Below are 24,868 nucleotides of genomic sequence, written 5' to 3'. Positions count from 1 at the left end.
CGAGCGATATCTGTAAAGCCAAAGATGAGAATTAATATCATCTTTATTGTAAATGATTATCGTTTTAATATACTCGCACTGGTTCGCTAGACGGATGTCTAGCCATGCCGCTCTACCCTAACCTTCAAGGAAATCCCCTATGAGCCTGTCTACGTTAGAGCCTGCCGTTGCGTGCGATCTCTTCAAGGAGTGGCAACGTCTGCGCCTGGAAAAACCCTCTATACGTGCACGTGATGCCGCCCAACAGCTGAAGGTCAGCGAGGCGGAGCTTGTAGCCAGTCGGATTGGGAACGATGTGATCCGCCTGCGTCCTGAATGGAAAGCGCTACTGGGTGAGCTTGCCAACTTGGGACCTGTCATGGCGCTTACGCGCAATGAATACTGCGTCCATGAGCGCCAGGGGCCTTACCGCGAACTGGCCATATCAGGAAATGGTCGTATGGGGTTGGTCGTCTCGCCCGACATCGATTTACGGCTGTTTCTCTCAGGCTGGACATTTGCGTTTGCGGTAGACGAAGTGACTTCGCGCGGCCTGTTACATAGCCTTCAGGTCTTTGATGCACAAGGGATGGCGGTTCATAAAGTCTATCTGACTGAGAACAGTCATAAGGATGCCTGGGAAGCGCTGAAGACACGCTTTAAGGAAAATGAGCAAAGCTGCGAACTTACACGGGTACCGTTGAAAACGCGCGTACCGCCCTGTTCCGATCAGAAGGTTGATATCGAGGCCCTGCGCTCAGGGTGGGCGCAGCTAAAGGATACCCACCACTTCCATGCGCTCCTGCAGCGACTGGGCATCGCCAGAACCCAGGCCTTACGACTGGCGGGCAAGGAGTGGGCTGAATCATTGAATGTGGACGCGCTGCCCCAGGTCATGAACACTGCCGCGGCACAGCAATTACCCATCATGATATTTGTGGGCAACCAGCACTGTATTCAGATCCATACCGGAACCCTCACAACACTCAAGTGGGTAGACACCTGGTTCAATGTATTGGACAGTGCCTTCAATCTGCACCTGCAAACGTCGGGTATCCATGCACTTTGGCGCGTGCGTAAACCGAGTGTGGACGGCATCATTACCAGCCTTGAGGCGTATGACCACAACGGAGAACTGATCATGCAGATGTTTGGCGCACGTAAACCTGGCCAACCCGAACGTGCACAATGGACAGCCCTGGCGGAGTCTGCTCAGTGAAAAAGATTCGTCTTGCCATCGGACTTCTGCTCTGGGCTACCGCCGTGGTCGTTTTATCTGCCGAGCAGCCCCAACGCTGGGTCAGTGCAGGCGGCTCGCTGACTGAATGGATCGCCGTACTGGGCGGTCAATCCCGACTGGTTGGCGTAGACACTACAAGCCAGCACCCCGAGTCGCTTCAAACGCTGCCCAGGATAGGTTATCAACGCCAGCTCAGCGCTGAAGGCATTCTTACTTTGCGGCCAGACATACTGGTAGGCAGCGAAGAGATGGGGCCGCCTCCCGTACTTGATCAACTGCGCAGAACAGGAGTGCGAGTAGAGACCTTGTCGGCCGAAGCCAGTCTGGACACCCTGCACCGTACCCTGGAAGCACTGGGTACCTGGCTGGGGAGACCGGAAGAGGCCCAAAGGCAATTTGCCCGCTACAGTGATGCGTTGCACAGCCTGGAATCCCGCATTCATGCAGCTCAGGCGCATCACACCAGCCCTGGCGTGCTACTACTGATTGGAGGCACGGGAGATCGGCCGTTGATCGCAGGGCCCGGTACACTCGGCGATTGGCTGATCAAGCAGGCAGGAGGTATCAACCTGGCGACGCAGCCAGGATACAAGGCGCTCTCCAGCGAAGTGCTGGCTGGGCTTGACCCGGCGTATATCATTATTGCCGACCGCCGCCTTGAGGCCGCTGCTGCTGCGCAGGCGCTGTTAAAGCAGAATCCTGCCCTAGAGCAAAGTCAGGCCGTGCGTGAAGGACACCTACTGCCTATTGATGCCACCGTACTGGTAGGCGGACTGGGACCTCGTCTGCCGGAAGTAGCGGAGCACCTAGCCGGACAGTTTTACCTGCAAGATCTTCCAGAGCCGGCAGCCGGACAACCATGAGCCTGCGCGCGTCGCCTCGGTTATTGCTTATAGGGCTGATCGGCTTGACCCTGCTCAGCCTGTGGCTGTCACTGGCGCTGGGGCCGCTTCGCCTCCCCCTGGGCGAAACGTTGCGCGCGCTGGCTCATCTTTCCGGTCTACCTGTTACCGCCAGTGACCAGGCTCTACTGGTAGTTGGACAGATTCGTTTGCCTCGCACCCTGATGGGCCTGATGGTTGGTGCGGTGCTGGCATTGACGGGCGTTGCCATGCAGGGGCTTTTCCGCAATCCCCTTGCAGACCCTGGCCTGATTGGAGTGTCCAGTGGAGCGGCGTTGGGCGCAGCCCTGGCAATTGTCGGTGGCGAGTACCTCTTCATCCTGCCGATTGGGCTCCAGCCTTATCTGCTGTCATTGTTTGCCTTCATGGGCGGCCTGGTAATCACTGCCATCGTTTACCGGCTGGGTTGCCGGCACGGTCAAGCACACGTCGCCACCATGCTCCTGGCAGGTATTGCGTTAACGGCCATGGCAGGCGCTGCCATAGGTCTGCTCACCTATCTAGCTGATGACACCACGCTGCGCCTGTTGACCTCCTGGAACCTGGGGAGCCTGAACGGTGCCAGCTATGCCCGGCTATGGCCGCTGGTGGGGATTGGCCTGGCCGTAGCGCTATGGTTGCCCCGGCGTGCCGACGCCCTGAATGCGTTGCTTCTTGGAGAGTCCGAGGCACGACACTTGGGTATCGATGTAGAGCGACTCAAGGGCGAGCTGATCCTGTGTACTGCCTTGGGTGTAGGTGCCGCAGTCGCAGCAGCAGGCCTGATCGGCTTCGTAGGACTGGTCGTGCCACACCTGCTCCGCCTGATTGCAGGGCCCGACCATCGGGTACTCTTACCCAGCGCACTGTTTGGCGGCGCCAGCCTGTTGCTTCTGGCCGATATCATTGCACGCCTGTTGCTGGCGCCCGCCGAATTGCCAATAGGGATCGTGACTGCTTTTATCGGGGCGCCCTTCTTTTTGTTCCTGCTGTTGCGACGGGCCATGTAATGCTCAAGGCAACAGAATTAAGCGTTCAGCATGCCAACGGGTGGCGTATTCGTGACATTGATCTGGAACTGCGCAGCGGCGAAATCCTGGGAGTTATCGGTCCCAACGGCGCGGGGAAAAGCACACTCTTTGGCGCGTTATGTGGAGACATACGACCGACCTCAGGCGATATCATGCTTGGAGCAACGCCCCTGGCAGCATGGTCGCCCGAGGCGAGGGCTCTTAATCTGGCTGTACTGCCTCAAACCTCGACGTTAAGTTTTGCGTTTACGGTAAGACAAGTTGCAGGTTTCGGCAGACTACCCCATGCAACAGGCCTCCATACCGATACCCGAATTGTCGATACGGTACTTGATCTTTGCGACCTGACCGAGCTTGCGCAACGCCACTATACGACCCTGTCCGGCGGGGAGCGCCAGCGAACCCATTTGGCCCGCATACTCGCGCAGCTATGGCCTGCCACCTCTGACAAGGTGCTCTTACTGGATGAGCCGACGTCAGCCCTCGACCCCCATCATCAGCACAGCATTCTGAAGGTGATCAGGCAGATGGCCAATCAAGGGTTAGCCGTAGCCGTCGTGCTGCACGACATGAACCTGGCGGCCCGCTACTGCGACAGGCTGCTTCTGCTCAAGCATGGTCAAATGGAGGGCTTGGGCAGCCCTGAAGAAGTCTTATGCCCCGATCGCCTCAAGGCAGTGTTTGATCTGGACGTCTTGATTCAAGAGCACCCAGTGCATGGCCATCCGCTGGTGATCTACCTGTAGCCTTGAGCGGAGCCGGCGAAAGGAGTGCCGGCTCGCTATTCGCAGTGTTAGATACCGTCTTTGGCCAGGTCCATGGCGAAATAGGTAAAGATCAGGTCGGCACCGGCACGCTTGATCGAGCCCAGGCTTTCCCGTACCACGCGGTGTTCGTCAATGGCCCCTGCGGCTGCCGCAAACTTGATCATGGCGTATTCACCGCTGACCTGATAGGCGCCCAGCGGTAGCCTGGAGGCCTCACGAATGTCTCGAATGATATCCAGGTAGGCGCCAGCAGGCTTCACCATCAGCGCATCCGCGCCTTCCTGCTCATCCATCAAAGATTCACGGATCGCTTCACGGCGGTTCATGGGATTCATCTGGTAGGCATTGCGATTGCCCTTGAGCGCGCTACCACCGGCCTCGCGGAACGGGCCATACATTGCCGACGCAAATTTGGTGGAGTAGGACATGATCGAGGTATTGATAAAGCCTGCCTCATCCAAAGCGCTGCGAATCGCATGCACCTGTCCATCCATGGCTGCCGACGGCGCAATGAAGTCTGCACCGGCCTGAGCCGCAGCAACTGCTTGCTTGCCCAGATTGATCAGCGTGGCATCGTTATCTATGTGATCATCATGAACGATGCCACAATGACCATGGGTGGTGTACTCGCAGAAACAGGTATCGGACATGACGATCATTTCCGGTACCGCGTCTTTGCAGATACGCGCCATACGTGAAACCAGGCCGTCCTCATGCCATGTATCGCTTCCGTCATGGGACAGGTGATGAGACACGCCAAAGGTCATGACCGACTTGATACCGGCGCGAGCATAACGCTCGATTTCGCTGGCCAGCCTGGATTCGGGGATACGCATGACACCCGGCATGGCTTTGATCGGAACGAAATCATCGATTTCTTCCTCGACGAAGATCGGCAGTACTAGATCATTGAGGCTCAGCTCAGTTTCCTGAAACATCGAGCGAAGCTGATCGGACCGACGAAGACGGCGTGGGCGAGAAAGAGGGAAAGAACTGGGCACTTGAAACCTCGCAATAAACAAAATCTGTAGCAGATTCGACGTCTGACGAGCGGAGGGATGGCCACGGCAATAGGAAGGATTCTGAAAGTCGAGCCGAAGGACTCAGCGGATCGTCATTTCATTAGCATACTACTGAACAGACGTTTTATGTCGCCCCTTCAGCGCGTCACGTTGCCGCGCATCGTTTTCATCGTAGCAAGGTAGATGATGGGCACCACAAGGCCGTGCAGATATCACAAGACGGACGTTCCTCTATTGAACTCGCCCACCCACCACGTTTCAAAGAACGATAGCGAAACGCTTATTTGAACAACAACCCCAGCACTGGAGAACCTTCATGAAAGTGGCAGAACTGACCAAGCATGTGAAGGACGGAGATGTTAAGGAAATCCATTTCGTTTCCATGGAGGGCGGCTCTTTCGTCATACATGCGTTAATGAATAATGAATCCCATCCCGTTGTGAACGATCACGGTGAAACGCTGCATATCGCCTCGGTCGAAGAAGGCCGAAAAACACTGGTCAATCTGAAGGGAGACGTTCAGCTATTCCTGGTTCAGCCTGCAGTCTACGAAGAGATGGTCGGGCAAGACAGCACGCCCCAGGCTTCCAAGCAGCCCATTCCCCTGCATGGCAACTCCATGGGCCAAAGAAACAACTAGGACTGCTGAGCCTGATGTATTCAGGCTCTGTCGTTCCATCCTAGCGACGGACACCACCAGCCAAACAGTTCTTTACGGCCTTAGCATCACCCTCTTAAATACACGCATAGGGTTAAGAGCCGCTAACAAAACCCATTTCTGGTTAGCTGGTATAGGCAAGCACACGCCTGATACTCGCTGAAATTGCCTATTTTAGACCCTCTGCCTGCGCTCACTTGATCAGGTTTTGTTAGCGGCTCTTAAAACGTCCGTACGTGTGCTTATGCAGCGCGCTCGTAATGATTTTCCAGAGTGTGAAATTCAAAGGTAGCGGCGAGCCGCGTAACCATACAGAGCTGCTCAGCTGATGCGAGTGTGCAAGCACTTGTCAATCCACTCTTCGAACTATGTTTCTTGAGCACGTCTTGCACCGCTTGCTGCATGTAGTCGACAGGCTTTGCGAGTTCGGGATCTGCCCAGTCTGGACAGGGCTATAGCTTATCTTTTTGGATCATTGAGCTATGACCGCACCACTCTTAAGGAGCATGAACGCCCAAGGACCTATAGGCTTGACCAAATTCACGACGGCATCTTTACTCTCCATGGCTCGCGTTCTCTTCGCGAAGCAAAGTGTTGTGCACTGACCTATATTATTAACAGGGAATAACTATGAAAATAATGGATAGTTCCGTTCTCAAAGAATGGTACCTCAGTGAATACAGCGCCTGTGATCACGGCACTTTGTTTGGTGAATTACGAGGGGAGCTCAAGAATTTTTTTCCAGGCTACCTGATGGCCCGGGTGCAGCGCTTGAGCTTGGGTGTGGAGACGGTCGTAATCTCACTGCCTTGGCGCGTAAAGGTTATACCTTAAACGGCGTAGACATGGTCGATAGCACGGTTCATAGCCGTGAACTCAATCCTTGGCTACAGGGCATGAACTTTCAGCAGACTGACATTTTGACCTATACGCCTGAGTTCGAAAGTTACGATGTGCTTATATGTTCAGAAGTTCTCCACTTTTTCACGAAAGATGAGCTTCAGAAGGTGATGCCAAAGATAATCAGCGCAGTGAAACCAGGCGGATATGTTTTTCTGGATTTACTGTCGGATCTAACCCGTTTTTTTCAAGCGACTGGATAGCCTTTCATTTGGGATAAAGAGGCCGGACTATCGATCCAGGACAGCGAAGCCTTTTTCGATGCTTGGCTTAGTGATTTCGATATATTCGAATGCAATCACTTTTTTGATAAACAAAGTTGGCCTTTGAGCGATGCCAAAAGCTTGCCTATAGATCCTTACACATGGCAGGGCACCTATGTCTCGTTGTGTGCGCGAAAACGTAAATGACTTCAGGACGTTTCGCATAAAGGAATGTCGAGCATGCAGCTTTTCCATAAAGTCATTGCAAGTAACGCCAATAGATATCCGACAAAGCCGGCCATCGTTCTCGACGGGCAAGTAACTTCATATCAGGTGTTGCAAAAGCGGATAGACGACATCGCGTCGGCGCTGTCGATGCTCGGTGTCGCGCCAGGCGACCGTGTGGGTTTGTACGCATCGATCTCTATAGACTTAATCGCCTGCTACCTGGGACTGCTGAAAATAGCAGCGATCACCTCTGCGACTCATCACACCCTAAATCGAACAAAGCTAATTCATCAGCTCAAGCAATCTGGCGCCCGGACCCTGATAACCGACTATACCGATGATTTACCTAGCCTGATCGAAGAAGCTGGTCTCGAACTTGTTTTGCTTACCACTCCAATTCCGATAGCGGTACCTCGCGTTATTCAGCTTGCCGAGGCAGTCTTGAGGCATGGGAACAAAACAAATGTAGTTGCCTCATCCCTTATCGACGATGCTGAAAGGCCTACATCGATTTTCTATACCACGGGTTCAACCTTCAATCCTAAGGGCGTGCTCGTCAACCACCGCATAATGCTGGCAGCTTGTAGTCGGGTTACGGAGTACCTGAAGATTGCCCCTAAGGATCGTATCCTCAGCTATTCGACACTAGCATCGGACTACGGCGTCTATAACGTGATGATGCCATTATACGCTGGGGCCACCAGCGTCATTGAAACTAGGCCCGCACTTAGCGCAGAAGATGTATTCGCGGTCGTCGAACGTGAGAGCGTCACCGCAATGCACGTATTTCCTCCAGTGTTCTTCCTGCTAGCTAACACAGGAACAGAGTGTCAAGTGCGAGTGCCAAGCTTGCGTTACATATCCAGCAGCGGGCAGGCCCTTCACACTCGACACATCCAGCGAATTCGCAAAGCGCTGCCTCAGGTGCAAATCTTTTCCAACTACGGGCTCACGGAATGTAAACGAGTAAGTTATTTGTCTCCTGAGGAAATTGACCGCCGCCCAACGTCAGTAGGTAAGCCTTTACCCGGTGTCAGTCTGTACTTGTTGGACGAGCAAGACCAAGTCATCTATCAGCCCGGCGAGGTTGGTGAGCTTCTTGTGACAAGCGACTACCTGATGCTCGAGTATTGGAACATGCCCGAGGCGAATGCCAAAGCCTTTATCTACGATGCCTTCGGTCATTCACGGTTGTACCGCACTGGCGACCTATTCAAGCAGGATGCCGAGGGCTATCTTTACTATGTCGCCCGCAAGGACGACGTTTTCGCGCGCAATATGTGGAACGTCAATCCAAGAGAAATTGAGGAGTGCCTAGCCTCGCACCCAGCTGTTGCCGAGGTGCTAGTGGTGCCGGTCGCTGACGAATCAGCCGGGCACGTGCCAAAGGCTTACATCGTGCTTGATATCGATCATCGACAAACGAGCGGACAGATGCTGATCGACTACTGCAAGGTGCATTTGGACTGGCACATGGTTCCGACCCAGTGCGTATTTCTCGAAGCTCTCCCAAAAACCGATTCGGGCAAATTTAATGCTAAAGGTCTGATCCGATACTAGAGGCTATGCTATGAAGACGCCACTCCAGAAAATAGATTGCACTGCCCTCGACCGCGACCTGCAACAAAGTGCGATGCTCAAACTCGCGGGACACTTCCACAGTCTGGCCACAGGCGCGAGTCAAGTACCTCTACAGTCCCTGGACAGTCATCTGCGGTCCATGATCCGAGACCCACAGGTCCTCGACTACCACGATCAACTAATCGCAAATGCTGGACCATTATTCTCCCACTTCCTGGCAAGCGTGCCATACATTCTTGAAGAGCTCGCCAGAGTTGGCGTCGCTCTCACCCGCTTAGCTCACGCAGATAGCGCAGAAACAGGCAAAACCTTTAGTCTATTCGAGGTAGACGCGTTTGATGGTAGTAACGGCTGTGCCCTTGCCAGCCATTCGCACGGACTGATCCGCAGTTTTACCTCCTCTCCGAACTTGGCCAATCAAATACCCTTTGAGCGGCACGCTGATCCGGCGCTTTCGCTTTTCTTTCCAGAATCCGTGTTTAAGGTAACCCCCGCTCTGCTGCAAGCCCCAGAATATGGTCAATTCAGCGAGGGTTTTGACTTTATTTATGAGATGGCGGCATTCCAGTTCTATTCAAAGGATCGAGCCAGCCAGATCTCCCATATCAAGCAATTTCTGAAGCCAAGTGGGCTAGTATTTTTTCTAGAAAAGCTCAATCACCCTGACCCAGATGAGTATAACCTACGGGAACGGATCAAGGATGAGGAATTCAAGACCCGATACTTCAGCGAAGAAGAGATCCACTGGAAACGTCAACAGATGCTCGAGCAAATGCAAAATGGCCAAGTCACATTCGAAGAACTTGTCAGCGCTTTGTCCGCACGTTTCAAAAGCGTGCACCTACTCTGGAGCAGCAGTAACTTCTGTGAATTCGTTGCCTCAGACGACCCAGAAAAGGTTAAGCAGTTTGTGGAACTACTAGGCCCGGTAGTTCAGCCATCCGGTTTTTGCTTTGAAGCTGTGCGTCTTGGCGATCTAGGCACCATGCTAAGCGGTGATAAGGCGCTTGTAGATGCTTAACACCGCAGAGCAAGCGATACATCGCAACGCATTGTCCTTGCCCTGTCACAGGGCAGCTCACTACTTGCCTCTATGGCGCGATCGAGCCGTATCCGCTGAAAAAAATCGTCGGCTGAGCAGTGACACATTCGACGAATTGTTTACCGAAGGCTTGCTAGATCTAGTATCGCCACTCGCTCCGATCACACACACCGGTAACTGGCCGACATTAGTAGAAAGCGCGCGTATCGCCGCTCGAGCGTGTCCGTCAACAGGTTGGATGCTTGCGCTAGTCGGCGGTCACGGCTCAATTATACGTCGCCTCCCTTCTACCTGCATCGATCAGCTGTACAACGATGGCCCACGCCAGCTTTTTGTCTCAGCGTCCACCAGCGCCGATAGCCTATTGTCCTTTGAGCCTGAAGGTATACGGGTCGACGGACGATGGCGCTTCAGTTCAGGCATTGAGGATGCTACTTGGCTGATGCTCAACGCACCTTGCCTTACGCACCCCGAAGCTGCTCACACACCACGTTTTCTGGTGCTAGTACCCGCTAATGAAGTTGAAAAGCTTGAGACCTGGGACAGTTGCGGTATGGCGGCAACAGGATCTCACGATGTAATGACCAGCGGGTTAGTAGTGCCCGATGATCGCGTCTTTGCGCTGCATGAGGTGTTCGCCCAGAACCTGTTTGCGCTAACGCCCGACTACATCGATAGGTCGCCCTTGGTTCCCTACCTCACCACATCGATCGTTGGCCCGCTATTGGGCTGTGCCGAGGGTGCTCTTGCGGCGTTTGTAGCGACGTTCAACGGTCCCATGATGATGAAAGATCCTCGGATTTCCGAACAGGCCGCTCACTCGGCCGCGCAGCTATATAGCGCAGAGCTTTTGTATGACTCGCTAATCACTCGGCTGCATGAGGCAGGGGTTAATGACTGGGTTCTAGACACTCAGCATCTATTGCAGCTCAAACGTGATCGCGCCTACTTAGCTCAACAGTGCGTGCAGATTGTACGCCGTCTTGTGGAGAGGCTCGGCGCTTCATCCTTGGCGGCCTGCAACCCGCTTCAGCGCCACTGGCGTGACATCCAAGCGATGGCTGCACACCGCGACGTAGCTTGGTACGAAGCGATGCAGGCCAGCGGTGAAGCCATTCTACGGTCCTCCATTGTAAATGCTCCAGAGACCTGATTTTTCCAATCGGCTATCCCAGAGAGGTTTCAAATGTTCGTTCGAAATAAATCCGATGTTGAGAAAACCCCTTACTTCGTTGAATGGGGCGCCGGGACTAGTCACCGTCTACTTACTGAGCGCGATGCCATGGGCTTTACATTGTGCCACACCGTTGTCCGCGCGGGCACAGAGTCACTTTTGCATTACCGAAACCACTTGGAGGCGTGCTATTGCATCGCAGGAGTAGGTGAAGTCGAGGACATGCAAGGCAATGTATTTCCGATCCGACCTGGAGATATCTATGTGCTTGATCAACATGACCGGCATATTTTACGCGGAGGTAGGGAAGAGGACTTGGTGCTAGTGAGCGTCTTCAATCCGCCACTGCGTGGTGACGAGCGACATAATCTCAATGACAGTTCAGGGTCCGCTTACTAGTGTTTCTTCTGGCCGCTATGCAACATCGCTTACTCTTGAGGATTCTTTATGCGTAAGGATTACCTCGCTTTTTTCATCTCACTTTTTCTATCGAGGTTGGCGGATCAGATACTGTTATTTATTGTGCCGCTGGTGGTGTTCCAGACCACCAACAGTGCTTCATTGGCGGGACTAGCTTTTTTCGTCGAATCACTGCCGCGATTTCTTGTGTTCCCGTTGTGCGGCGCCCTTTGCGACAAATACCCACCCATTAAGATCCTGCACATCAGTCAGATCTACAGGGCGATCCTCTGTGTACTGGCAATGACGCTCTACGTAATCTTTGACGGCATCGGCTGGTTAGTGTTGCTGTCGGCACTGTGCGGAGTACTTACCACGCAAGGCGTCATGGCTCGTGAAGTACTGATGCCGCATATCTTCCAGCACTACAGCTACACTAAGACCTTGTCCTACTCCCAGATCGCCGACCAGACAGGACTGGTGCTCGGGCCTCTGGTAGCGGCATTGATGCTTGAGGTTTGGGCTTGGCATTGGGTAGTGCTTTGGATCGCTGGATTGTTCCTTCTAGCTGACCTGAGCATGCTGGCGTGGCAACGTCTTAGCCGTATCACGCTAGAGGTGTTTGAGCAGCATCAAGACATCTGGCTGCAGCCCTTAAGAATCGCTTTTGGCCATATCCGTAGAATGGCGGAACTGAAAAAGATCATCACTCTAGCGGTAGGAGTTAATCTGATCGTCGGTGTCACTTTGTCTACCTCAGCAGCAATGGTCATTGGCCAGTACGGCGCCGGTAAGGATATCTATGCAGGTCTGCAAGCGGCAGGAGCGGTAACAACAATCGTGATTCTGTTTCTTCTAGCTCGGATTGTTTTGCCTCTGCGAGTACTCGGGGGTGTCGGATATTCAATGATTGCAATTGGGGCATTTATGAGCGCGCTAAGTCCGAACCTGATCGGCTATGTGCTAGGTTTTCTATTGATCGTAGGTTTCGACAAAATGTTCAATGTCTATATGCGCACTATCCGGCAGCGGGTGATCCCAACCCGGGACTTCGGCAAGACGGTAGGCGTGATCACGCTGCTGAACAACATGTCCCAGCCCTTGGCAGGTTTATTGGTAGCTTTTTTAGCTGCGCCATTGGGCACCCAGAATGTCATCTTAATTTTGGCCGTGCTAACTACTCTTCTTGGGGTATTTGCTATGTGGTGGTACGCAAAGGAACGCGGCCGCTTCCCGACCCCGATTTTCGAGGCTGACCAAGAAGCTGGAAAGAAATCCGTATCCGCTAAACGCTAAATCACTCTAGGATATAACCGTAGCGCTTCAGAGCGCTGCGATCCTCGACGAGATCCCTTATACAACATCATCCGAATCTGCGGTTCGTTCTCAGAAAAGATGCTCCCAGTCGCCCGTCATGTCCAAAAATATCACAAGAGCGGCCAAGCCCAGCCGGTCCCGTATCGTGGTCAATGTTTGTAAGCATAGGTACGCTCTACTACTCAGCGATAGCGGCCAAGTCGCTCCTTGCTGTCTACACCCTTACAGGCGATTCGATCGGTGATCTCTCGTTTGCATAGATGCCTGTGACAGCGCTCTATGTCGTAAGCCTCGTCAGCATGAAGTCTCGCGGGCCAACGGCTAACTCCTTCTGGTTTACCTCGAAGCGTTGATAACACATCAACCAGTGGCTCAAACATAACCGAGTCATGCCTATTAGCACCGCTGATATAAAAGGCGAGTGGCGCGCCGTTGCGATCGGTAATTAGGTGCCGCTTGCTGCCAAGCTTGCCCCGAGCCGTCGTGTACATACGTCCCCGGGGCTAGATACGCTGGCGGCATCTATACTGGCTCGGCTTAGATCCAGGCGAACCGCGCCACGCAGTTCTTCGAGCAGGACACGGTGCAAGCGGTACCAGACACCACACGCCTGCCATTGCTTAAGACGCCTCTAGCAGGTCATACCACTGCCGTAGCACAGTTCCTGGGGTAGACCTTACCAGGGGATGCCGGTACGCGGGAGAAATATGAGGCCATTAAGGGCAAGCTCATCATCCAGAAAAGGGCGGGCGTCTTTGGGTGAGATTTTATGCTCTGGTAATAGCGGCTTGATGCGCTTCCACAGCGCAGCCGTAATCTCTTTGCGATGTCTCATACCTCTATCGTGGACATAGCCAAGCTTAGATTCAAGAGGGTTTTGTTAGCGGCTCTAAATACTCTTCCGGCTGCAATGCAGAAGTTCTAACCTGGACGCCTCATCTGTCAGGTTCATACATCACAGATATTGCTTGCGAAAGCGCTCATACAATTCATGCAGCTCTCGTGTACAGGCGTCTGCATCATCGAGTTGATATAGCTGCGTTCTGGCAGCGTCTACGGCAGCATCATGGAGCTTTCGTGCAAAGGCCAGATAGTCCGCACGCTCCATATCACCCGTCTTTTCCAACACATCACCAACCGCTCCGCTGGCGTTGTCCGTAGGCATCTGCGCTCCTTAATTTCACTACTTCACTGAATTAAGACACGCTGATTCTAACCATAGCACTTTGCTATTAAGCAACGTTTACGTGACCTTTACGAACGGATACATTGACGTAAGGCAAGGGATGCAGTGCTTAAACCATAGAGAAGCCTTTGAGTAGGATTGCACCTCACGGCATGGCAAGCTCAACATGCCATTAAGCATGAGCTGCGTAGTGCTTCATTCAAGAGGAGTTACGGTTCAGAGCAGTGCCGGCTGTCAAACCCAGCCAGTTTCAAAGCTCCTTCTGCGGGCACTGTGTAAGCAGCTCCCGCAGCAGCCGGATCGATTGCTCAACCGAATATGAGTAGTGTGCTAACGCTAGCAATCCAGGTGCTTCTATCACTGCTTACTGCTAATACGTAGTAGAGGTTGCTGTTGTTACCTGAGAGGTCTATACGCCAGGCTGGCCTAGCGTCGCAATCTCAACCGGCACGCCGCTCAAGGTTTTTACAGCCTCATCGATTCTGGTCCAGTCCACTGGGGCGTTCAGCCCCAGATCCGTCCGCTGAATGAGCGCATTGACCAAGGCAGTTTTCTGATCGATCACCGCTGGCTGCCCTGTTTTTGTCGATAACGGCTGGTGGGCTTGGATATAGAGCTTTCCGCCGCTGACACCAAACTCATAGGGCTCATTGATGAAGCGCACTGGGGTTCCTACAGGAACCATGCCTACCAGTTCCGTTACGTCCTTGTTGAGCAAGTGAATGCACCCATGGCTGACCTGCATGCCAATCCCGAATTTCTGATTGGAACCATGGATGAGATAGCCCGGCAGGCCCAGGGTCAGCTTGTAGGGCCCCAGCGGGTTGTCCGGCCCGGGCGGTACAACCGTAGGCAGGATGTCGCCCTCCGCTGCGTGTTCCGCGCGGATGGACGCGGGCGGATACCAGCTCGGGTCCTTGATCTTGCCGGTGATCTTCGTTGTGGTTACGGGCGATCCCCATCCCTCGCGGCCGATACCGATCGGATAGGTAAAGACCGTCTGACCATCTTTGGGGAAATAGTAAAGACGATACTCCGCCAGGTTTATTACGATGCCTTCACGAGGCCCCGGCGGCAGAATGAAACGGGTAGGCAGTACAATCTTGGTACCTGCCCCTGGCAGCCAGGCATCGACGCCCGGGTTGGCAGCAACCATTGCGTTGTAGCCCAGATCATAGGTGTCATCCAGGTCAGCGAACGTGTCTTCGTACTTGGCCTCGATCACCTGAACCTGCCCAATGATGTCCTCACCCGGCGGAGGCAGAGGAAACTCAAGCGCCATAAGCGGGCTGGAAAACAGGCTGACCGCCCATGTCATCCCGACCACAGACAAGGCACGTGTCCACATAGGAAGATCCTTCGATAGTACTTGATCAATGAGATGACTATTAGATTGAGCCGGCACGACTTAAGACACACTTGGTAAACAAACATTACTTGACGCTCTTCTACTAAGCCCATCCAGGTGCATCATTTGCACCCCTGTCATTTCATTAATCGGCTCGCGAAGCCGTTTCGCCGGTACACTAGGGCAGTTATTACGCCAGTACGCCTTCATCTTCTCACTCTGTGGCTGGCCGGTCTTAATTCTTTAGCTCAGCGTTTATTCATGTTCTCAAAAATTCCGCTTCAGGATCACGAGCGCAACGCCAAGATGGCGAACCGCCGCGTACTCATTTTTTCGGTAATCACGTTCTTTCTGTTTCTCGTCCTGATGGGCCGAATGTATTACCTACAGGTCATCACCTATGGCTACAACACGACCCTATCGGAAAATAACCGTGTTCATGTTCTTCCTATCCCACCGGCTCGGGGCTTGATCTATGATCGCAACGGTGTCGTGATCGCGGACAACAAGCCAAGCTTTGACCTCACCCTGACCAAAGAGCGTGCCGGAAAGTTGGATGAGGTCCTGCATAATGTCATCAAGACGCTGGATCTTCCTGAGGAAGACCTGGAGGATTTCGAGCACGTTGTGCATCAAGTTCATCGTCCCTACCAGCCCATCACGCTGATTTCCGATCTGTCGGAGGAGCAGATTGCCAAGCTGGCCGTCAATCAGTTCATGCTGCCCGGTACGGATGTCGAAGCGCACTTCATTCGCCATTACCCCTACGGTGATGACTTTGCCCATGTAGTTGGTTATGTCGGGCGCATCAATGATGCAGAGCAGAAGAAACTCGACGAGACCAATTACAGCGGCACCGATATCATCGGCAAGACGGGTGTAGAACACTTCTATGAAGACGAACTGCACGGGCAGGTTGGCTACGAAGAGGTCGAAACCAATGCCCGTGGTCGCATCCTGCGTACCTTGAGCCGCACCAATCCAATACCGGGCAAAGACATCACGCTGAGTCTGGATATCAACCTGCAAAAGGCCGCTGAACACGCCCTGGGTGATCGCCGAGGCGCCATCGTGGCCCTCGACCCGAACACAGGCGAGGTTCTTGCCATGGTGAGCAAGCCCAGCTTCGACCCCAACCTGTTCGTCAAAGGCATCAGCTTCAAGGATTATGCCCAGCTGCGGGACTCCATCGACCGTCCTCTCTACAACCGGGTGCTGCGCGGACTTTATGCTCCTGGCTCGACCATCAAGCCGGAAGTCGCCATCGCAGGGCTGGATACCGGCGTGATCACACCGGCCACGCGCATCTTCGATCCCGGTTATTACGAGTTGCCCAATTACGATCACAAATATCGGAACTGGAACCGTAATGGCGATGGCTGGGTGGATCTGGATGCCGCCATCATGCGCTCCAACGACACCTACTTTTATGAGGTGGCCCATCGTCTGGGTATCGATAACCTGCACGACTATCTGTCGCACTTTGGATTAGGACAGCGTGTGTCCATCGACATGGATAGCGAGGCGACCGGCCTGATGCCGTCCCGGGAATGGAAGCGCGCCACACGCCGGCAGATGTGGTATCCCGGTGAGACGCTTATCCTGGGAATTGGCCAGGGCTATATGCAGGTCACGCCGCTTCAGCTTGCCCAGGCTACATCGCTGATTGCCAGCAAAGGCGTATGGCATCGACCCCACCTGGCCAAGCTCATAGGTGACTCGCCGATACAGGACCCAAACCCAGTGCCAAACATCAAGCTGCATGATCCGCGCGAGTGGGATGCCGTGAACGAAGGCATGCAGATGGTAATGCATGCCCCACGAGGCATCGCACGACAGGCTGCCCAGGGGGCGCAGTACCGTATCGCCGGCAAGAGTGGTACGGCGCAGGTGGTCGCCATACGGCAGGGTGAACGGTACGACCGCACCAAAGTCAAGGAACGTAACCGTGACAATGCGCTGTTTGTAGGGTTTGCCCCGGCAGAAGATCCGAAGATCGTGGTGGCGGTCATGATCGAGAACGGTGAGGCGGGAGGCCGTGTAGCAGGCCCTGTGGTGCGGGAGGTCATGGACGCCTGGCTTCTCAATGCAGACGGTCATCTGAAGGAGCAGTACGCGCACAGCCCCAAAAACTCCTCGGATGTTCACGGCTAAATCTGGAGTGACCGGGCCGGTTTACGGCCCGGTTTTCTTATTTAGCGTGAAAAACCGGCAGAACGTACTCTGCAATCTCCTCCATCGTCTGGGCTACAGGACGCTGATTACGCCGGAAATGCAGGCCGATATGCTGCACACCGGCCGCCTTCATGGCCTCAAGCTCTTTGATCAGCTCCCGACGCCCCGCCGCAATACCGAAGCGATGTCGCACCAGGGAGGCGTTCGGGTCCGCCAGCAGGTCCAGATGGATAAAGCTTATGTATGGCTTGTCACCGGCAACGCTGCGCCAGAGTGCGCTGCGCTGTACATGCTCAACAGGTGTTCCAGGATAAGCCAGCAAGCCATCCATCTGCTCACCGATCCAGTCTGGCCGCTGCTGGGCCATACCGGCGACTAACAGCGGTAACGGCTCTGCCGGACGGGGCAGCAACCGTATACCCGCAGGCAGTTTGGTCGCGCCCCAATCGCGGAACATACCGATCTGGGTTCGAAACGCATGGCTGCGGCTGTCATAGCTTTTGCCAAACACCGGATACTCCACTGGCCTGTCGCCGCTGGCGACACCTAATAGCAGTCGTCCCTTGCTCAGTTGGTGAATGGTTGCGGCGGACTTCATGGTCAGCATCGGCTCACGCAGCGGCAATACAATGGCGGCCGTACCAAGCAGAATGCGCTCCGTAATACCGGCCAGATAACCCAGATAACTAAACGCCTCGAATACCTGGGCGGCATCGCCAAACTCCGGATCGTATAGCGGCACATCGCGTATCCACAGGGCCCGGTATCCTAGCCGATCCGCCAGCCTTGCCAGTTCAGCATGCGCCTCAAGGTCAGGCTCGCCGGGTAGGCGGCCGGAGTGCTGCCGTGCCAGCCCACCCGCTGCCGTCCAGTCATTATCCAGAGGAAGCTCGATCCCAATGCTGAAGCCTTCAGCAGTCAATGCTCTCAATGCAGACGACATACAAGACTCCTATCAGTGACTTGGCGTGAGTGTAGTGCGGGATGGCATCGCTGCACTCGAGTTACGCTGATCCAATCGGCCACTGAGTAGGGTCAGCCCCAATGCAACCAAGACCACCAGCCCGCCGATCCAGGCCGTATGAATAAGCCCGACCTGCGCAACGATATGCCCACCCAACCAAGCGCCCCCGGCAATGCCTAAATTGAACGCGGCAATGTTAAGACCGGAGGCCACATCCACCGCCTGCGGCGTATGCTGCTCCGCCTGCTGGACAACATATACCTGCAGACCCGGCACGTTGCCAAACGCCACCGCTCCCCAGACCAGTACGGTTGCCAATGCCAACCAGATATGGCTTGCAGTAAAGGTCAATACGAACAACACCGCAGCCAACAGTGCAAAGATAATCATCAGCGCACGGATAGGACCACGTTTATCGGCCAGCTTACCGCCCCAGATATTACCGATAGCCACCGAGATACCGTATATCAGCAATACCAGGCTGACCGCATTCGCACCAAGCCCGGTGATGTCTTGCAGTATCGGCGCCAGGAACGTAAAGGCAATAAAGGAGCCACCGTAACCCACTGCAGTCATGGCATATACCAGCAGTAGCCGAGGGGCTTTCAGTACCTGCAGTTGCTGCAGCAAAGACGCAGGCTTGCTGTGCTTGATGTCTGAAGGAACAAACATCAGGCTCCCAATAAAAGCCATTATTCCCAATGCCGAAACAGCCAGAAATGTTTCTCGCCAGCCCACATGCTGCCCAATGAATGTGCCCAGCGGGACACCTGTCACCAGCGCAACCGTAAGGCCGGTAAACATGATGGCAATGGCACTTGCCGCTTTTTCCTTTGGCACCAGACTAGTCGCGATGGTCGATCCGATGGAGAAGAACACCCCGTGGGCCAGGCCAGTCACGATACGAGCCAGAATCAGCGACTCATATCCAGGTGCCCGCCACGCCAGAAGGTTACCTAGCGTGAATAACACCATCAGCGCCAGCAGGAGAAACTTACGTGGAACCCGGCCGGTCAGCGCAGTCAATACAGGTGCCCCTACCGCAACACCCAAAGCATACAGACTGACCAGCAGACCCGCTGATGGCAACGTAACCTGTAGATCAGCCGCAATGGTAGGAATAAGACCGACAATGACAAATTCAGTGGTCCCAATGGCAAAGGCGCTAAGCGTTAGCGCCAACAAGGCAATAGGCATGAAAAAGACTCCGTTGAAGTAGATGAAGCCAGTCTGCGCGTCTTATTCATGCCTAAAAATAGGGTTTCAAGCATATTATTTTTGATTAAAATTCACGAATGAAAACGACCCTTGATGAATTACTTGCGTTTACCACCGTAGTGGATACCGGTTCCATTACCGCAGCCGCCGACCATTTGGACCAAACGGCCTCTGGTGTCAGCCGGGCTCTCAGCCGACTCGAGGAAAAGCTCGACGTCACCCTGCTCAGACGGACGACGCGCCGGCTTGAGTTGACGGAGGAAGGCGAGACGTTGCTGACTCAGGCGCGCAAGATCCTGGCGGCCGTTGAAGAAACCGAAGAGCAGATGGCCATACGGCGGCAACGCCCGGCGGGACGTTTGCGCGTGAATGCCGCCTCGCCCTTCATGCTGCATGCACTGGTCCCGCTTGTAGAAGGGTTTCACAAGCGTTATCCCGAAATCGAACTGGAGCTGCACAGCAGTGACCAAATCATCGACCTGATCGAACACCGTACGGACATCGCCATCCGGATTGGTACGTTGAAGGACTCAACTCTACATGCTCGACCGCTTGGCAGCAGCCGGTTACGGGTACTGGCCAGCCCCACTTACTTGAAAGCGAACGGCCAGCCTCATTCCGTTGACGAACTGGATCATCACCAGCTGCTCGGCTTTACCCAACCCGAAAGTCTAAATCAGTGGCCCCTGCGTCACCCACTGGGAGACAGCCTCTCTGTTAACCCTGCGCTCAAGGCTTCCAGCGGCGAGACGCTCCGTCATATGGCCTTGCAAGGCATAGGGATCGTTTGCCTGTCCGATTTCATGACGCAGCGCGACCGAGTCTCCGGTGAGCTGATAGAGCTGCTCACCCGGGAAACGGTCGAGGTGCGACAACCGATTCATGCGGTTTATTATCGCAACACCGCCCTCGCCTCCCGCATCACATGCTTTCTGGATTACGTGACCACTGCGCTGGGCCAGGAGCCTTGGGCTCAGGTGGGCACACCGCCTTAGAAAGGCTCTAACTCCAGCTGGCAAAGCAGCACCCATAACCAAGAACACTAATCGTGTTCTTCTGGTCCCACATGTTCTAGAGCCAGACACTTCCGCCATGCCCGACCTAGAACAGCGATTATCGGATCAACGGTGTGCTTGCAGCGGGCACAAACCGCCGAGGCAGTGCTAACGTCGCTGTAAGCCCGGATCGTACTCCAATCTCTAGTCCTGGCTTCGGTAGGCGGGAAGCGCTTCGATAGATCAAGCTGCTTGAATATCATTCTTTGCGGTAGTTGCTATCTAACATGACCGATAAATACAGGACTGCGGTAGACGCGGCTGCCATTTTTTCCGAAACCGATCCAGACGGGACCATTACCTACGTCAACGATCAGTTCTGTGCCGTGTCGGGTTACAGCAAAGAGGAGCTTCTAGGCTCCAACCATCGTATTCTGAACTCGGGCCAGCATCCGCAGGAGTTCTACGATAGCATCTGGGCCACCATCACCCGGGGTGAGATCTGGAAGGGAGAGATCTGCAATCGCCGCAAGGATGGCTCCCTGTACTGGGTAAACAGCACCATCGTGCCGATTACGGACGACGAAACCCAGGAAGTTGTCAAATACATCTCAATCCGCTTCGATGTGACCGAGCATCAGGAGCTGCTTCAAGCACTGCAGTGGCGGGCGTCCCACGACGTGTTGACTGGCCTGCCTAATCGGGCATTGCTGCATGAACGCCTGGGCATGGCTATTTCCTCAGCTCGCCGCCATCACCGCCTACTCGCGCTGGGCATGCTTGATCTGGATGGGTTCAAAATCATCAATGATACCTATGGGCATGCCATCGGGGATCGCCTGCTGGTAGAAGTGGCCAATCGATTGCACGAAACGCTCCGTGAGGAGGATACATTGGCCCGAATGGGGGGCGACGAGTTTGTCCTGATCCTCAACGACATCCAACTGCAAACACTCCCCATCAGCCTGCGCCGCCTACTCGAAACGCTTTCCCAGCCCTACGAGATTGATGGCCAGAGTCTGGAGATTGCCGGCAGCATCGGCGTTACTATCTACCCCAATGATAACGAGGATCCAGATACCCTTTTGCGCCATGCCGACCAGGCCATGTATCAGGCCAAGCAAGACGGACGAAACCGCTTTCAGATTTTTGATGTGCCAACCAACAACGAAGCGCGGGCAGCCTCCCTGATGCTGGCACGCCTGGAGCAGGCCCTGATGAGGCAGGAACTGCGCTTGTATTACCAACCTAAGGTCAACCTGCAGACCGGCAAGGTTATCGGATTCGAAGCCCTGCTACGCTGGCAGAGCCCCTATGAGGGATTGGTTCCTCCGCTTCAATTCCTGCCTTTCGTCGAACGCAATGACCTCATCGTGGAGATTGGTGAATGGGTCATCGATCAAGCCCTGCGTCAAATCAAGCAGTGGAGTCTCCTGGGTCATAGCTGGCCGGTGAGTGTCAATATCGCTGCCCGGCACTTTCAGAAACCCAACTTTGTCGAGCGCCTGCGGACGATACTGGACCGGCATCCGGAAGTTTCACCAAACCTGCTGGATATCGAGATCGTTGAGTCGACTGCCATCGAGAACATGGAGCATGTCACGCATTGCCTGATGGCCTGCCAAGCCATGGGTGTGACATTCTCACTGGATGACTTTGGGACGGGCTACTCCTCCCTGAGCTACCTCAAGCGCTTGCCCGCCCAGACCATTAAAATTGATCAATCGTTCGTGCGCGACATTTTGACTGACAAGGAAGACCTGGCCCTTTCCGAAGCCATTATCGGTCTGTCCAAGGCCTTTGACCGAGAGGTACTGGCCGAGGGTGTCGAGACGCGCTCTCAAGGCAAAATGCTGCTTGAGATAGGATGCCAGCTGGCCCAGGGATATGGCATCGCCCGGCCCATGCCTGCCGATCAGGTCTTGAAATGGGTCGAATATTATTCCCGGTCGCCTTCCTGGGAAGGTGAGAGCCAGCAAGATTCGAGTCCATAAACAGACCGTACGCTTTTACAGCAGCCAGCGTATCGGAATGTGTTTCACCTCTATGACACCTTCATCAGAGCAGCATGGCACACGCAGTTGCGATATCGGCCTTATAGTTTTAAAAATCGAAATAATCCATTCACTAGCAGCCTAATTATTTCCCAATTCAAAGCATTGCATAATGGACACATCAACCCACACGAGTCACCGCAATGACCATTATGAAAGCTGCCCTTGTCACCACCACGCTCCTTCTCGCTGCTCAAGGTGCCTCCGCTGAAGAATCATCCCTGATGCAGGACAAACTACTGACCAAGAATCAGCAAGCCATCCTAATGCAGAAGGAAAAAGCAGAAGCGTCCGCTACCGCATCCGTCAAGCAGGCTGACCCGCAGAAGAAAAACTGCTGAAGTCAGTACTGTGACCAGAAAGATACGTTGGAGCCAGCGACTATAGTGCTCCAGTGCTCCAACGTGTCGTTAGTTGCAGGCGTCTAGGCTAATGACGACAAGCGGGCAACAAAGGAATAGGTTCAAAAACTGGCTTTTCATTATTCGCTTTTAATACTGCAATCCCGCTCTGTTTGACGTAATACCTGCTCACGCCTCTATCTGGTTACCTTTTTGATGGGGCACACACAGAAATAATCGCCTCTTTACCTACCGACCGGTAGGTAGCTATTATGATGGCTTGAACAGCTAGTACTGCCACTATTGAAGGCTCCAGTTATGAATCGCTCTCCCGCTGCCGACCGTATTGTTTCAGCAGCCGTCACTCACTTTGCCCACCGCGGTTATGACGCCTCGTCTCTTGCCGACATCGCTGAAGCGGTCGGTATTCGTAAAGCCTCTCTGTACGCGCACTTCGATAGCAAGGACGATCTGTATATGCAGATCTTTGCAGAGGCATTGCGCATGGAGCAGGACATAGCGCACCAGTGTTTTGTATCGGAAGAATCCAAAACCCTACCCGGACTCACCTATTGCACCAACCTGATCGCGCGCTACGATGAGTCCGATTACCTTAAGTTTCTGTTACGTGCAGGCTATATGCCGCCAGCCGTTTTGGCGGTACCTATCTACAGCGGCCATGAGACTTATCTCGCACAACTGCAGGAAGCTTTTACGGGTCGCCTGAGAGCCTGGACCGATACCCCAGACACCTTGGCAGATGAAGATGTTCGGCTCTATAGCCACGCGTATATCGGAATAGTCGACAGCCTTCAGGTCAAGCTGGTCTATACCGATACTGCCCATGCAGCCGTACGACTCACGGCACTGGAGCGCATGCTATCGAACGCCTTGGCAACTGCAATCAAGTCGGGGGCAGTGGCATGAGCCGGATATCAGCTACACGAGACGCCAACACGATTAGCCTGGCGCTGGTGCTCCTGCTCGCGCTGGTTACTGCCCTGGATGCGATGGCTATCGACATGTATCTTCCTGGGATGCCCGCTATGGCAATGGATTTGCAGGTCTCAGAGGGTCGTATTCAACAAACACTTTCCATCTTCCTGGCAGGCCTGGCGGTTGGTCAGGGCGTTTATGGTCCGCTGCTCGACAGCTTTGGCCGACGTACCCCCTTACTGATCGGTGTCGGTATATTTGTTGCCGGCTCTGCCCTTGCCGCGCTGGCCCCTTCGATAGAGTGGCTCATGGCTGCACGCTTTCTGCAGGCCTTGGGCGCAGCGGCTGGTCTGGTGACGCCACGAGCCATCGTCGCCGACCTTTGCACCGTGAAGGAATCCGCACGCATTTTCTCACTGCTGATGCAGGTGATGATGATCGCTCCAATCACCGCGCCCCTCTTGGGTGGGTTCTTTCTTGAGCACGGTAGCTGGCGACTTATTTTCTGGTGCCTATGCGGCCTTGGTCTCGCCGGGTTTGTATGGAGCCTTGCGGTTCTGCCCGACTCTCAGCCCAAAGCTCAACGTGCGCCGCTGAATGTTGGCCAAATCATGTCTGCTTACGTTCGGCAGATGCGCCGGCCCGCTTTCATGGTCTATACCCTAGCTGGAGGATTTATCCTCGGCTCGCTGTTTACGTACATCAGTGCATCAGCCTTTATCTTTACCCAACATTTCACCCTTTCCCCAATCCAGTTCAGCTATTTATTTGCCGCCAACTCAATAGCGCTGGTCATAGGAGGCCTGATTAGCAACAGCCTGCTCAAACGTGGATGGAGCGCCCGAGCGATTGCACTGGCTGGTATGGGATTACATGCGCTGGCAGGAGCCGGGCTGTTTTTACTGGCTCAGGCAGGGCATGCAACGCTAGAGATCTATGGCAGCCTGCTCGCACTCGCAATCGGTGCGCTGGGTCTGGTATTTGGCAACCTTACCGCACTGACCATGGCCGATGCAGGTAAGCAAGCCGGCATTGCCTCTGCACTGATGGGCGTCATGCACTATCTCATGTCTGCCGGTGTGGGTTATGTGGTGAGTTTTGCAGCCGCCGGCATAACTTCGCTTCCAGCAACCATAGGGATCTGCGGTGCACTGGCGCTGGTCTTGTGCGCGTCTATACGCTCTGGTCATGCCATGGAAGAAGCCTCTTCGCACTGAAGTCGCATGGCA

At 54.3% G+C, this 24,868-nt stretch carries 22 protein-coding genes and 1 pseudogene; 17 read left to right on the top strand and 6 right to left on the bottom strand.

The genetic code is table 11. The features are described from left to right. Positions 1-139 precede the first annotated feature (139 nt). From JQR86_RS19795 to JQR86_RS19780, 4 genes are read left to right on the top strand one after another with little or no spacing between them, the layout of a single operon-like run. The gene (locus JQR86_RS19795) at positions 140-1,198 is read left to right on the top strand and encodes a hemin-degrading factor (protein ID WP_434155238.1); all 1,059 of its coding nucleotides are present in this window, start codon (positions 140-142) and stop codon (positions 1,196-1,198) included. Then, positions 1,168-2,082, top strand: a complete 915-nt coding sequence (locus tag JQR86_RS19790) for a heme/hemin ABC transporter substrate-binding protein (protein WP_074828432.1) — start codon at positions 1,168-1,170, stop codon at positions 2,080-2,082. Before JQR86_RS19795 ends, JQR86_RS19790 begins: the two co-directional genes overlap by 31 nt. 50 nt (positions 2,083-2,132) lie before the next feature. Beyond that, the gene (locus tag JQR86_RS19785; RefSeq protein ID WP_162493727.1) at positions 2,133-3,110 is read left to right on the top strand and encodes a FecCD family ABC transporter permease; all 978 of its coding nucleotides are present in this window, start codon (positions 2,133-2,135) and stop codon (positions 3,108-3,110) included. Then, the gene (locus JQR86_RS19780; protein ID WP_074828437.1) at positions 3,110-3,877 is read left to right on the top strand and encodes a heme ABC transporter ATP-binding protein; all 768 of its coding nucleotides are present in this window, start codon (positions 3,110-3,112) and stop codon (positions 3,875-3,877) included. The genes JQR86_RS19785 and JQR86_RS19780 overlap by 1 nt, the downstream gene beginning before the upstream one ends. A 47-nt stretch (positions 3,878-3,924) precedes the next feature. Here the strand turns inward: JQR86_RS19780 and hemB are convergent, their stop codons facing one another. Further along, positions 3,925-4,899, bottom strand: coding sequence for a porphobilinogen synthase (gene hemB, locus JQR86_RS19775; RefSeq protein ID WP_122043891.1), 975 nt, complete (start codon positions 4,897-4,899; stop codon positions 3,925-3,927). A 337-nt stretch (positions 4,900-5,236) separates the two neighbouring features. Here hemB and JQR86_RS19770 point away from each other — a divergent pair, with 337 nt between their 5' ends. The 7 genes from JQR86_RS19770 to JQR86_RS19740 all read left to right on the top strand — a co-directional run bounded on the left by JQR86_RS19770 (position 5,237) and on the right by JQR86_RS19740 (position 12,401). Next, the gene (locus JQR86_RS19770; protein ID WP_010798896.1) at positions 5,237-5,560 is read left to right on the top strand and encodes a DUF6482 family protein; all 324 of its coding nucleotides are present in this window, start codon (positions 5,237-5,239) and stop codon (positions 5,558-5,560) included. 731 nt (positions 5,561-6,291) lie between these two features. Next, complete coding sequence (locus JQR86_RS19765; protein WP_434155461.1) at positions 6,292-6,681, top strand: class I SAM-dependent methyltransferase; 390 nt, start codon at positions 6,292-6,294, stop codon at positions 6,679-6,681. 240 nt (positions 6,682-6,921) lie between these two features. Beyond that, positions 6,922-8,469 carry a class I adenylate-forming enzyme family protein gene (locus JQR86_RS19760; protein WP_150346223.1) on the top strand — a complete coding sequence of 516 codons (1,548 nt, stop codon included), beginning with the start codon at positions 6,922-6,924 and terminating at the stop codon, positions 8,467-8,469. Between the two features lie 10 nt (positions 8,470-8,479). Beyond that, a complete protein-coding gene (locus tag JQR86_RS19755) occupies positions 8,480-9,511 on the top strand; it encodes a class I SAM-dependent methyltransferase (RefSeq protein ID WP_286786752.1) in 1,032 nt (343 codons plus the stop codon). Beyond that, positions 9,504-10,685 carry a hypothetical protein gene (locus JQR86_RS19750; protein WP_010798891.1) on the top strand — a complete coding sequence of 394 codons (1,182 nt, stop codon included), beginning with the start codon at positions 9,504-9,506 and terminating at the stop codon, positions 10,683-10,685. The genes JQR86_RS19755 and JQR86_RS19750 overlap by 8 nt, the downstream gene beginning before the upstream one ends. A gap of 33 nt (positions 10,686-10,718) precedes the next feature. Then, positions 10,719-11,105, top strand: a complete 387-nt coding sequence (locus JQR86_RS19745) for an ectoine synthase (protein WP_010798890.1) — start codon at positions 10,719-10,721, stop codon at positions 11,103-11,105. Between the two features lie 48 nt (positions 11,106-11,153). Continuing rightward, positions 11,154-12,401 carry an MFS transporter gene (locus tag JQR86_RS19740; RefSeq protein ID WP_434155235.1) on the top strand — a complete coding sequence of 416 codons (1,248 nt, stop codon included), beginning with the start codon at positions 11,154-11,156 and terminating at the stop codon, positions 12,399-12,401. Between the two features lie 206 nt (positions 12,402-12,607). On the opposite strand, the pseudogene JQR86_RS19735 reads toward JQR86_RS19740, so the two are convergent. The 3 genes and pseudogenes from JQR86_RS19735 to JQR86_RS19725 all read right to left on the bottom strand — a co-directional run. Beyond that, positions 12,608-13,257, bottom strand: a pseudogene (locus JQR86_RS19735) (IS5 family transposase); the annotation flags it as partial. A gap of 120 nt (positions 13,258-13,377) precedes the next feature. After that, the gene (locus JQR86_RS19730) at positions 13,378-13,587 is read right to left on the bottom strand and encodes a hypothetical protein (protein ID WP_010798888.1); all 210 of its coding nucleotides are present in this window, start codon (positions 13,585-13,587) and stop codon (positions 13,378-13,380) included. Between the two features lie 430 nt (positions 13,588-14,017). Further along, a complete protein-coding gene (locus JQR86_RS19725) occupies positions 14,018-14,956 on the bottom strand; it encodes a L,D-transpeptidase family protein (RefSeq protein ID WP_434155234.1) in 939 nt (312 codons plus the stop codon). A 261-nt stretch (positions 14,957-15,217) separates the two neighbouring features. Here JQR86_RS19725 and mrdA point away from each other — a divergent pair, with 261 nt between their 5' ends. After that, a complete protein-coding gene (mrdA, locus tag JQR86_RS19720; RefSeq protein ID WP_286786750.1) occupies positions 15,218-17,110 on the top strand; it encodes a penicillin-binding protein 2 in 1,893 nt (630 codons plus the stop codon). Positions 17,111-17,147: 37 nt separating this feature from the next. On the opposite strand, the gene JQR86_RS19715 is transcribed toward mrdA, so the two are convergent. Continuing rightward, positions 17,148-18,074: a TIGR03571 family LLM class oxidoreductase gene (locus JQR86_RS19715; RefSeq protein WP_312270686.1), complete on the bottom strand. Its 927-nt coding sequence runs from the start codon at positions 18,072-18,074 to the stop codon at positions 17,148-17,150. A gap of 12 nt (positions 18,075-18,086) precedes the next feature. Beyond that, entirely contained in the window at positions 18,087-19,292 is a 1,206-nt protein-coding gene (locus JQR86_RS19710) for an MFS transporter (RefSeq protein WP_125888876.1), read from the bottom strand. A gap of 98 nt (positions 19,293-19,390) precedes the next feature. Between JQR86_RS19710 and JQR86_RS19705 the strand changes: the two genes are divergently transcribed. The 5 genes from JQR86_RS19705 to JQR86_RS19685 all read left to right on the top strand — a co-directional run bounded on the left by JQR86_RS19705 (position 19,391) and on the right by JQR86_RS19685 (position 24,856). Then, entirely contained in the window at positions 19,391-20,308 is a 918-nt protein-coding gene (locus tag JQR86_RS19705; RefSeq protein ID WP_150346228.1) for a LysR substrate-binding domain-containing protein, read from the top strand. 287 nt (positions 20,309-20,595) lie between these two features. After that, a complete protein-coding gene (locus JQR86_RS19700; protein WP_434155232.1) occupies positions 20,596-22,302 on the top strand; it encodes a putative bifunctional diguanylate cyclase/phosphodiesterase in 1,707 nt (568 codons plus the stop codon). A gap of 203 nt (positions 22,303-22,505) precedes the next feature. Next, positions 22,506-22,703: a hypothetical protein gene (locus tag JQR86_RS19695; protein ID WP_312270689.1), complete on the top strand. Its 198-nt coding sequence runs from the start codon at positions 22,506-22,508 to the stop codon at positions 22,701-22,703. Between the two features lie 318 nt (positions 22,704-23,021). Then, positions 23,022-23,630 (top strand): TetR/AcrR family transcriptional regulator, encoded by a 609-nt coding sequence (locus tag JQR86_RS19690; protein WP_010798880.1) that lies wholly within the window; start codon positions 23,022-23,024, stop codon positions 23,628-23,630. Then, a complete protein-coding gene (locus tag JQR86_RS19685; RefSeq protein ID WP_434155230.1) occupies positions 23,627-24,856 on the top strand; it encodes a multidrug effflux MFS transporter in 1,230 nt (409 codons plus the stop codon). The genes JQR86_RS19690 and JQR86_RS19685 overlap by 4 nt, the downstream gene beginning before the upstream one ends. Positions 24,857-24,868: the final 12 nt, after the last annotated feature.

The organism is Pseudomonas sp. JZ134, assembly GCF_051027695.1.
GTDB classification, from domain to species: domain Bacteria; phylum Pseudomonadota; class Gammaproteobacteria; order Pseudomonadales; family Pseudomonadaceae; genus Chryseomonas; species Chryseomonas luteola.
This window is presented reverse-complemented; position numbering and strand designations above follow the sequence as displayed.

Bases quoted from the DNA above. Each gene is read 5' to 3' on its own strand.
- JQR86_RS19795 (WP_434155238.1), top strand. From the start codon at position 140: ATGAGCCTGTCTACGTTAGAGCCTGCCGTTGCGTGCGATCTCTTCAAG.
- JQR86_RS19790 (WP_074828432.1), top strand. From the start codon at position 1,168: ATGGACAGCCCTGGCGGAGTCTGCTCAGTGAAAAAGATTCGTCTTGCC.
- JQR86_RS19780 (WP_074828437.1), top strand. From the start codon at position 3,110: ATGCTCAAGGCAACAGAATTAAGCGTTCAGCATGCCAACGGGTGGCGT.
- JQR86_RS19770 (WP_010798896.1), top strand. From the start codon at position 5,237: ATGAAAGTGGCAGAACTGACCAAGCATGTGAAGGACGGAGATGTTAAG.
- JQR86_RS19760 (WP_150346223.1), top strand. From the start codon at position 6,922: ATGCAGCTTTTCCATAAAGTCATTGCAAGTAACGCCAATAGATATCCG.
- JQR86_RS19755 (WP_286786752.1), top strand. From the start codon at position 8,480: ATGAAGACGCCACTCCAGAAAATAGATTGCACTGCCCTCGACCGCGAC.
- JQR86_RS19750 (WP_010798891.1), top strand. From the start codon at position 9,504: ATGCTTAACACCGCAGAGCAAGCGATACATCGCAACGCATTGTCCTTG.
- JQR86_RS19745 (WP_010798890.1), top strand. From the start codon at position 10,719: ATGTTCGTTCGAAATAAATCCGATGTTGAGAAAACCCCTTACTTCGTT.
- JQR86_RS19740 (WP_434155235.1), top strand. From the start codon at position 11,154: ATGCGTAAGGATTACCTCGCTTTTTTCATCTCACTTTTTCTATCGAGG.
- JQR86_RS19730 (WP_010798888.1), bottom strand. From the start codon at position 13,587: ATGCCTACGGACAACGCCAGCGGAGCGGTTGGTGATGTGTTGGAAAAG.
- JQR86_RS19725 (WP_434155234.1), bottom strand. From the start codon at position 14,956: ATGTGGACACGTGCCTTGTCTGTGGTCGGGATGACATGGGCGGTCAGC.
- mrdA (WP_286786750.1), top strand. From the start codon at position 15,218: ATGTTCTCAAAAATTCCGCTTCAGGATCACGAGCGCAACGCCAAGATG.
- JQR86_RS19715 (WP_312270686.1), bottom strand. From the start codon at position 18,074: ATGTCGTCTGCATTGAGAGCATTGACTGCTGAAGGCTTCAGCATTGGG.
- JQR86_RS19710 (WP_125888876.1), bottom strand. From the start codon at position 19,292: ATGCCTATTGCCTTGTTGGCGCTAACGCTTAGCGCCTTTGCCATTGGG.
- JQR86_RS19705 (WP_150346228.1), top strand. From the start codon at position 19,391: ATGAAAACGACCCTTGATGAATTACTTGCGTTTACCACCGTAGTGGAT.
- JQR86_RS19700 (WP_434155232.1), top strand. From the start codon at position 20,596: ATGACCGATAAATACAGGACTGCGGTAGACGCGGCTGCCATTTTTTCC.
- JQR86_RS19695 (WP_312270689.1), top strand. From the start codon at position 22,506: ATGACCATTATGAAAGCTGCCCTTGTCACCACCACGCTCCTTCTCGCT.
- JQR86_RS19690 (WP_010798880.1), top strand. From the start codon at position 23,022: ATGAATCGCTCTCCCGCTGCCGACCGTATTGTTTCAGCAGCCGTCACT.
- JQR86_RS19685 (WP_434155230.1), top strand. From the start codon at position 23,627: ATGAGCCGGATATCAGCTACACGAGACGCCAACACGATTAGCCTGGCG.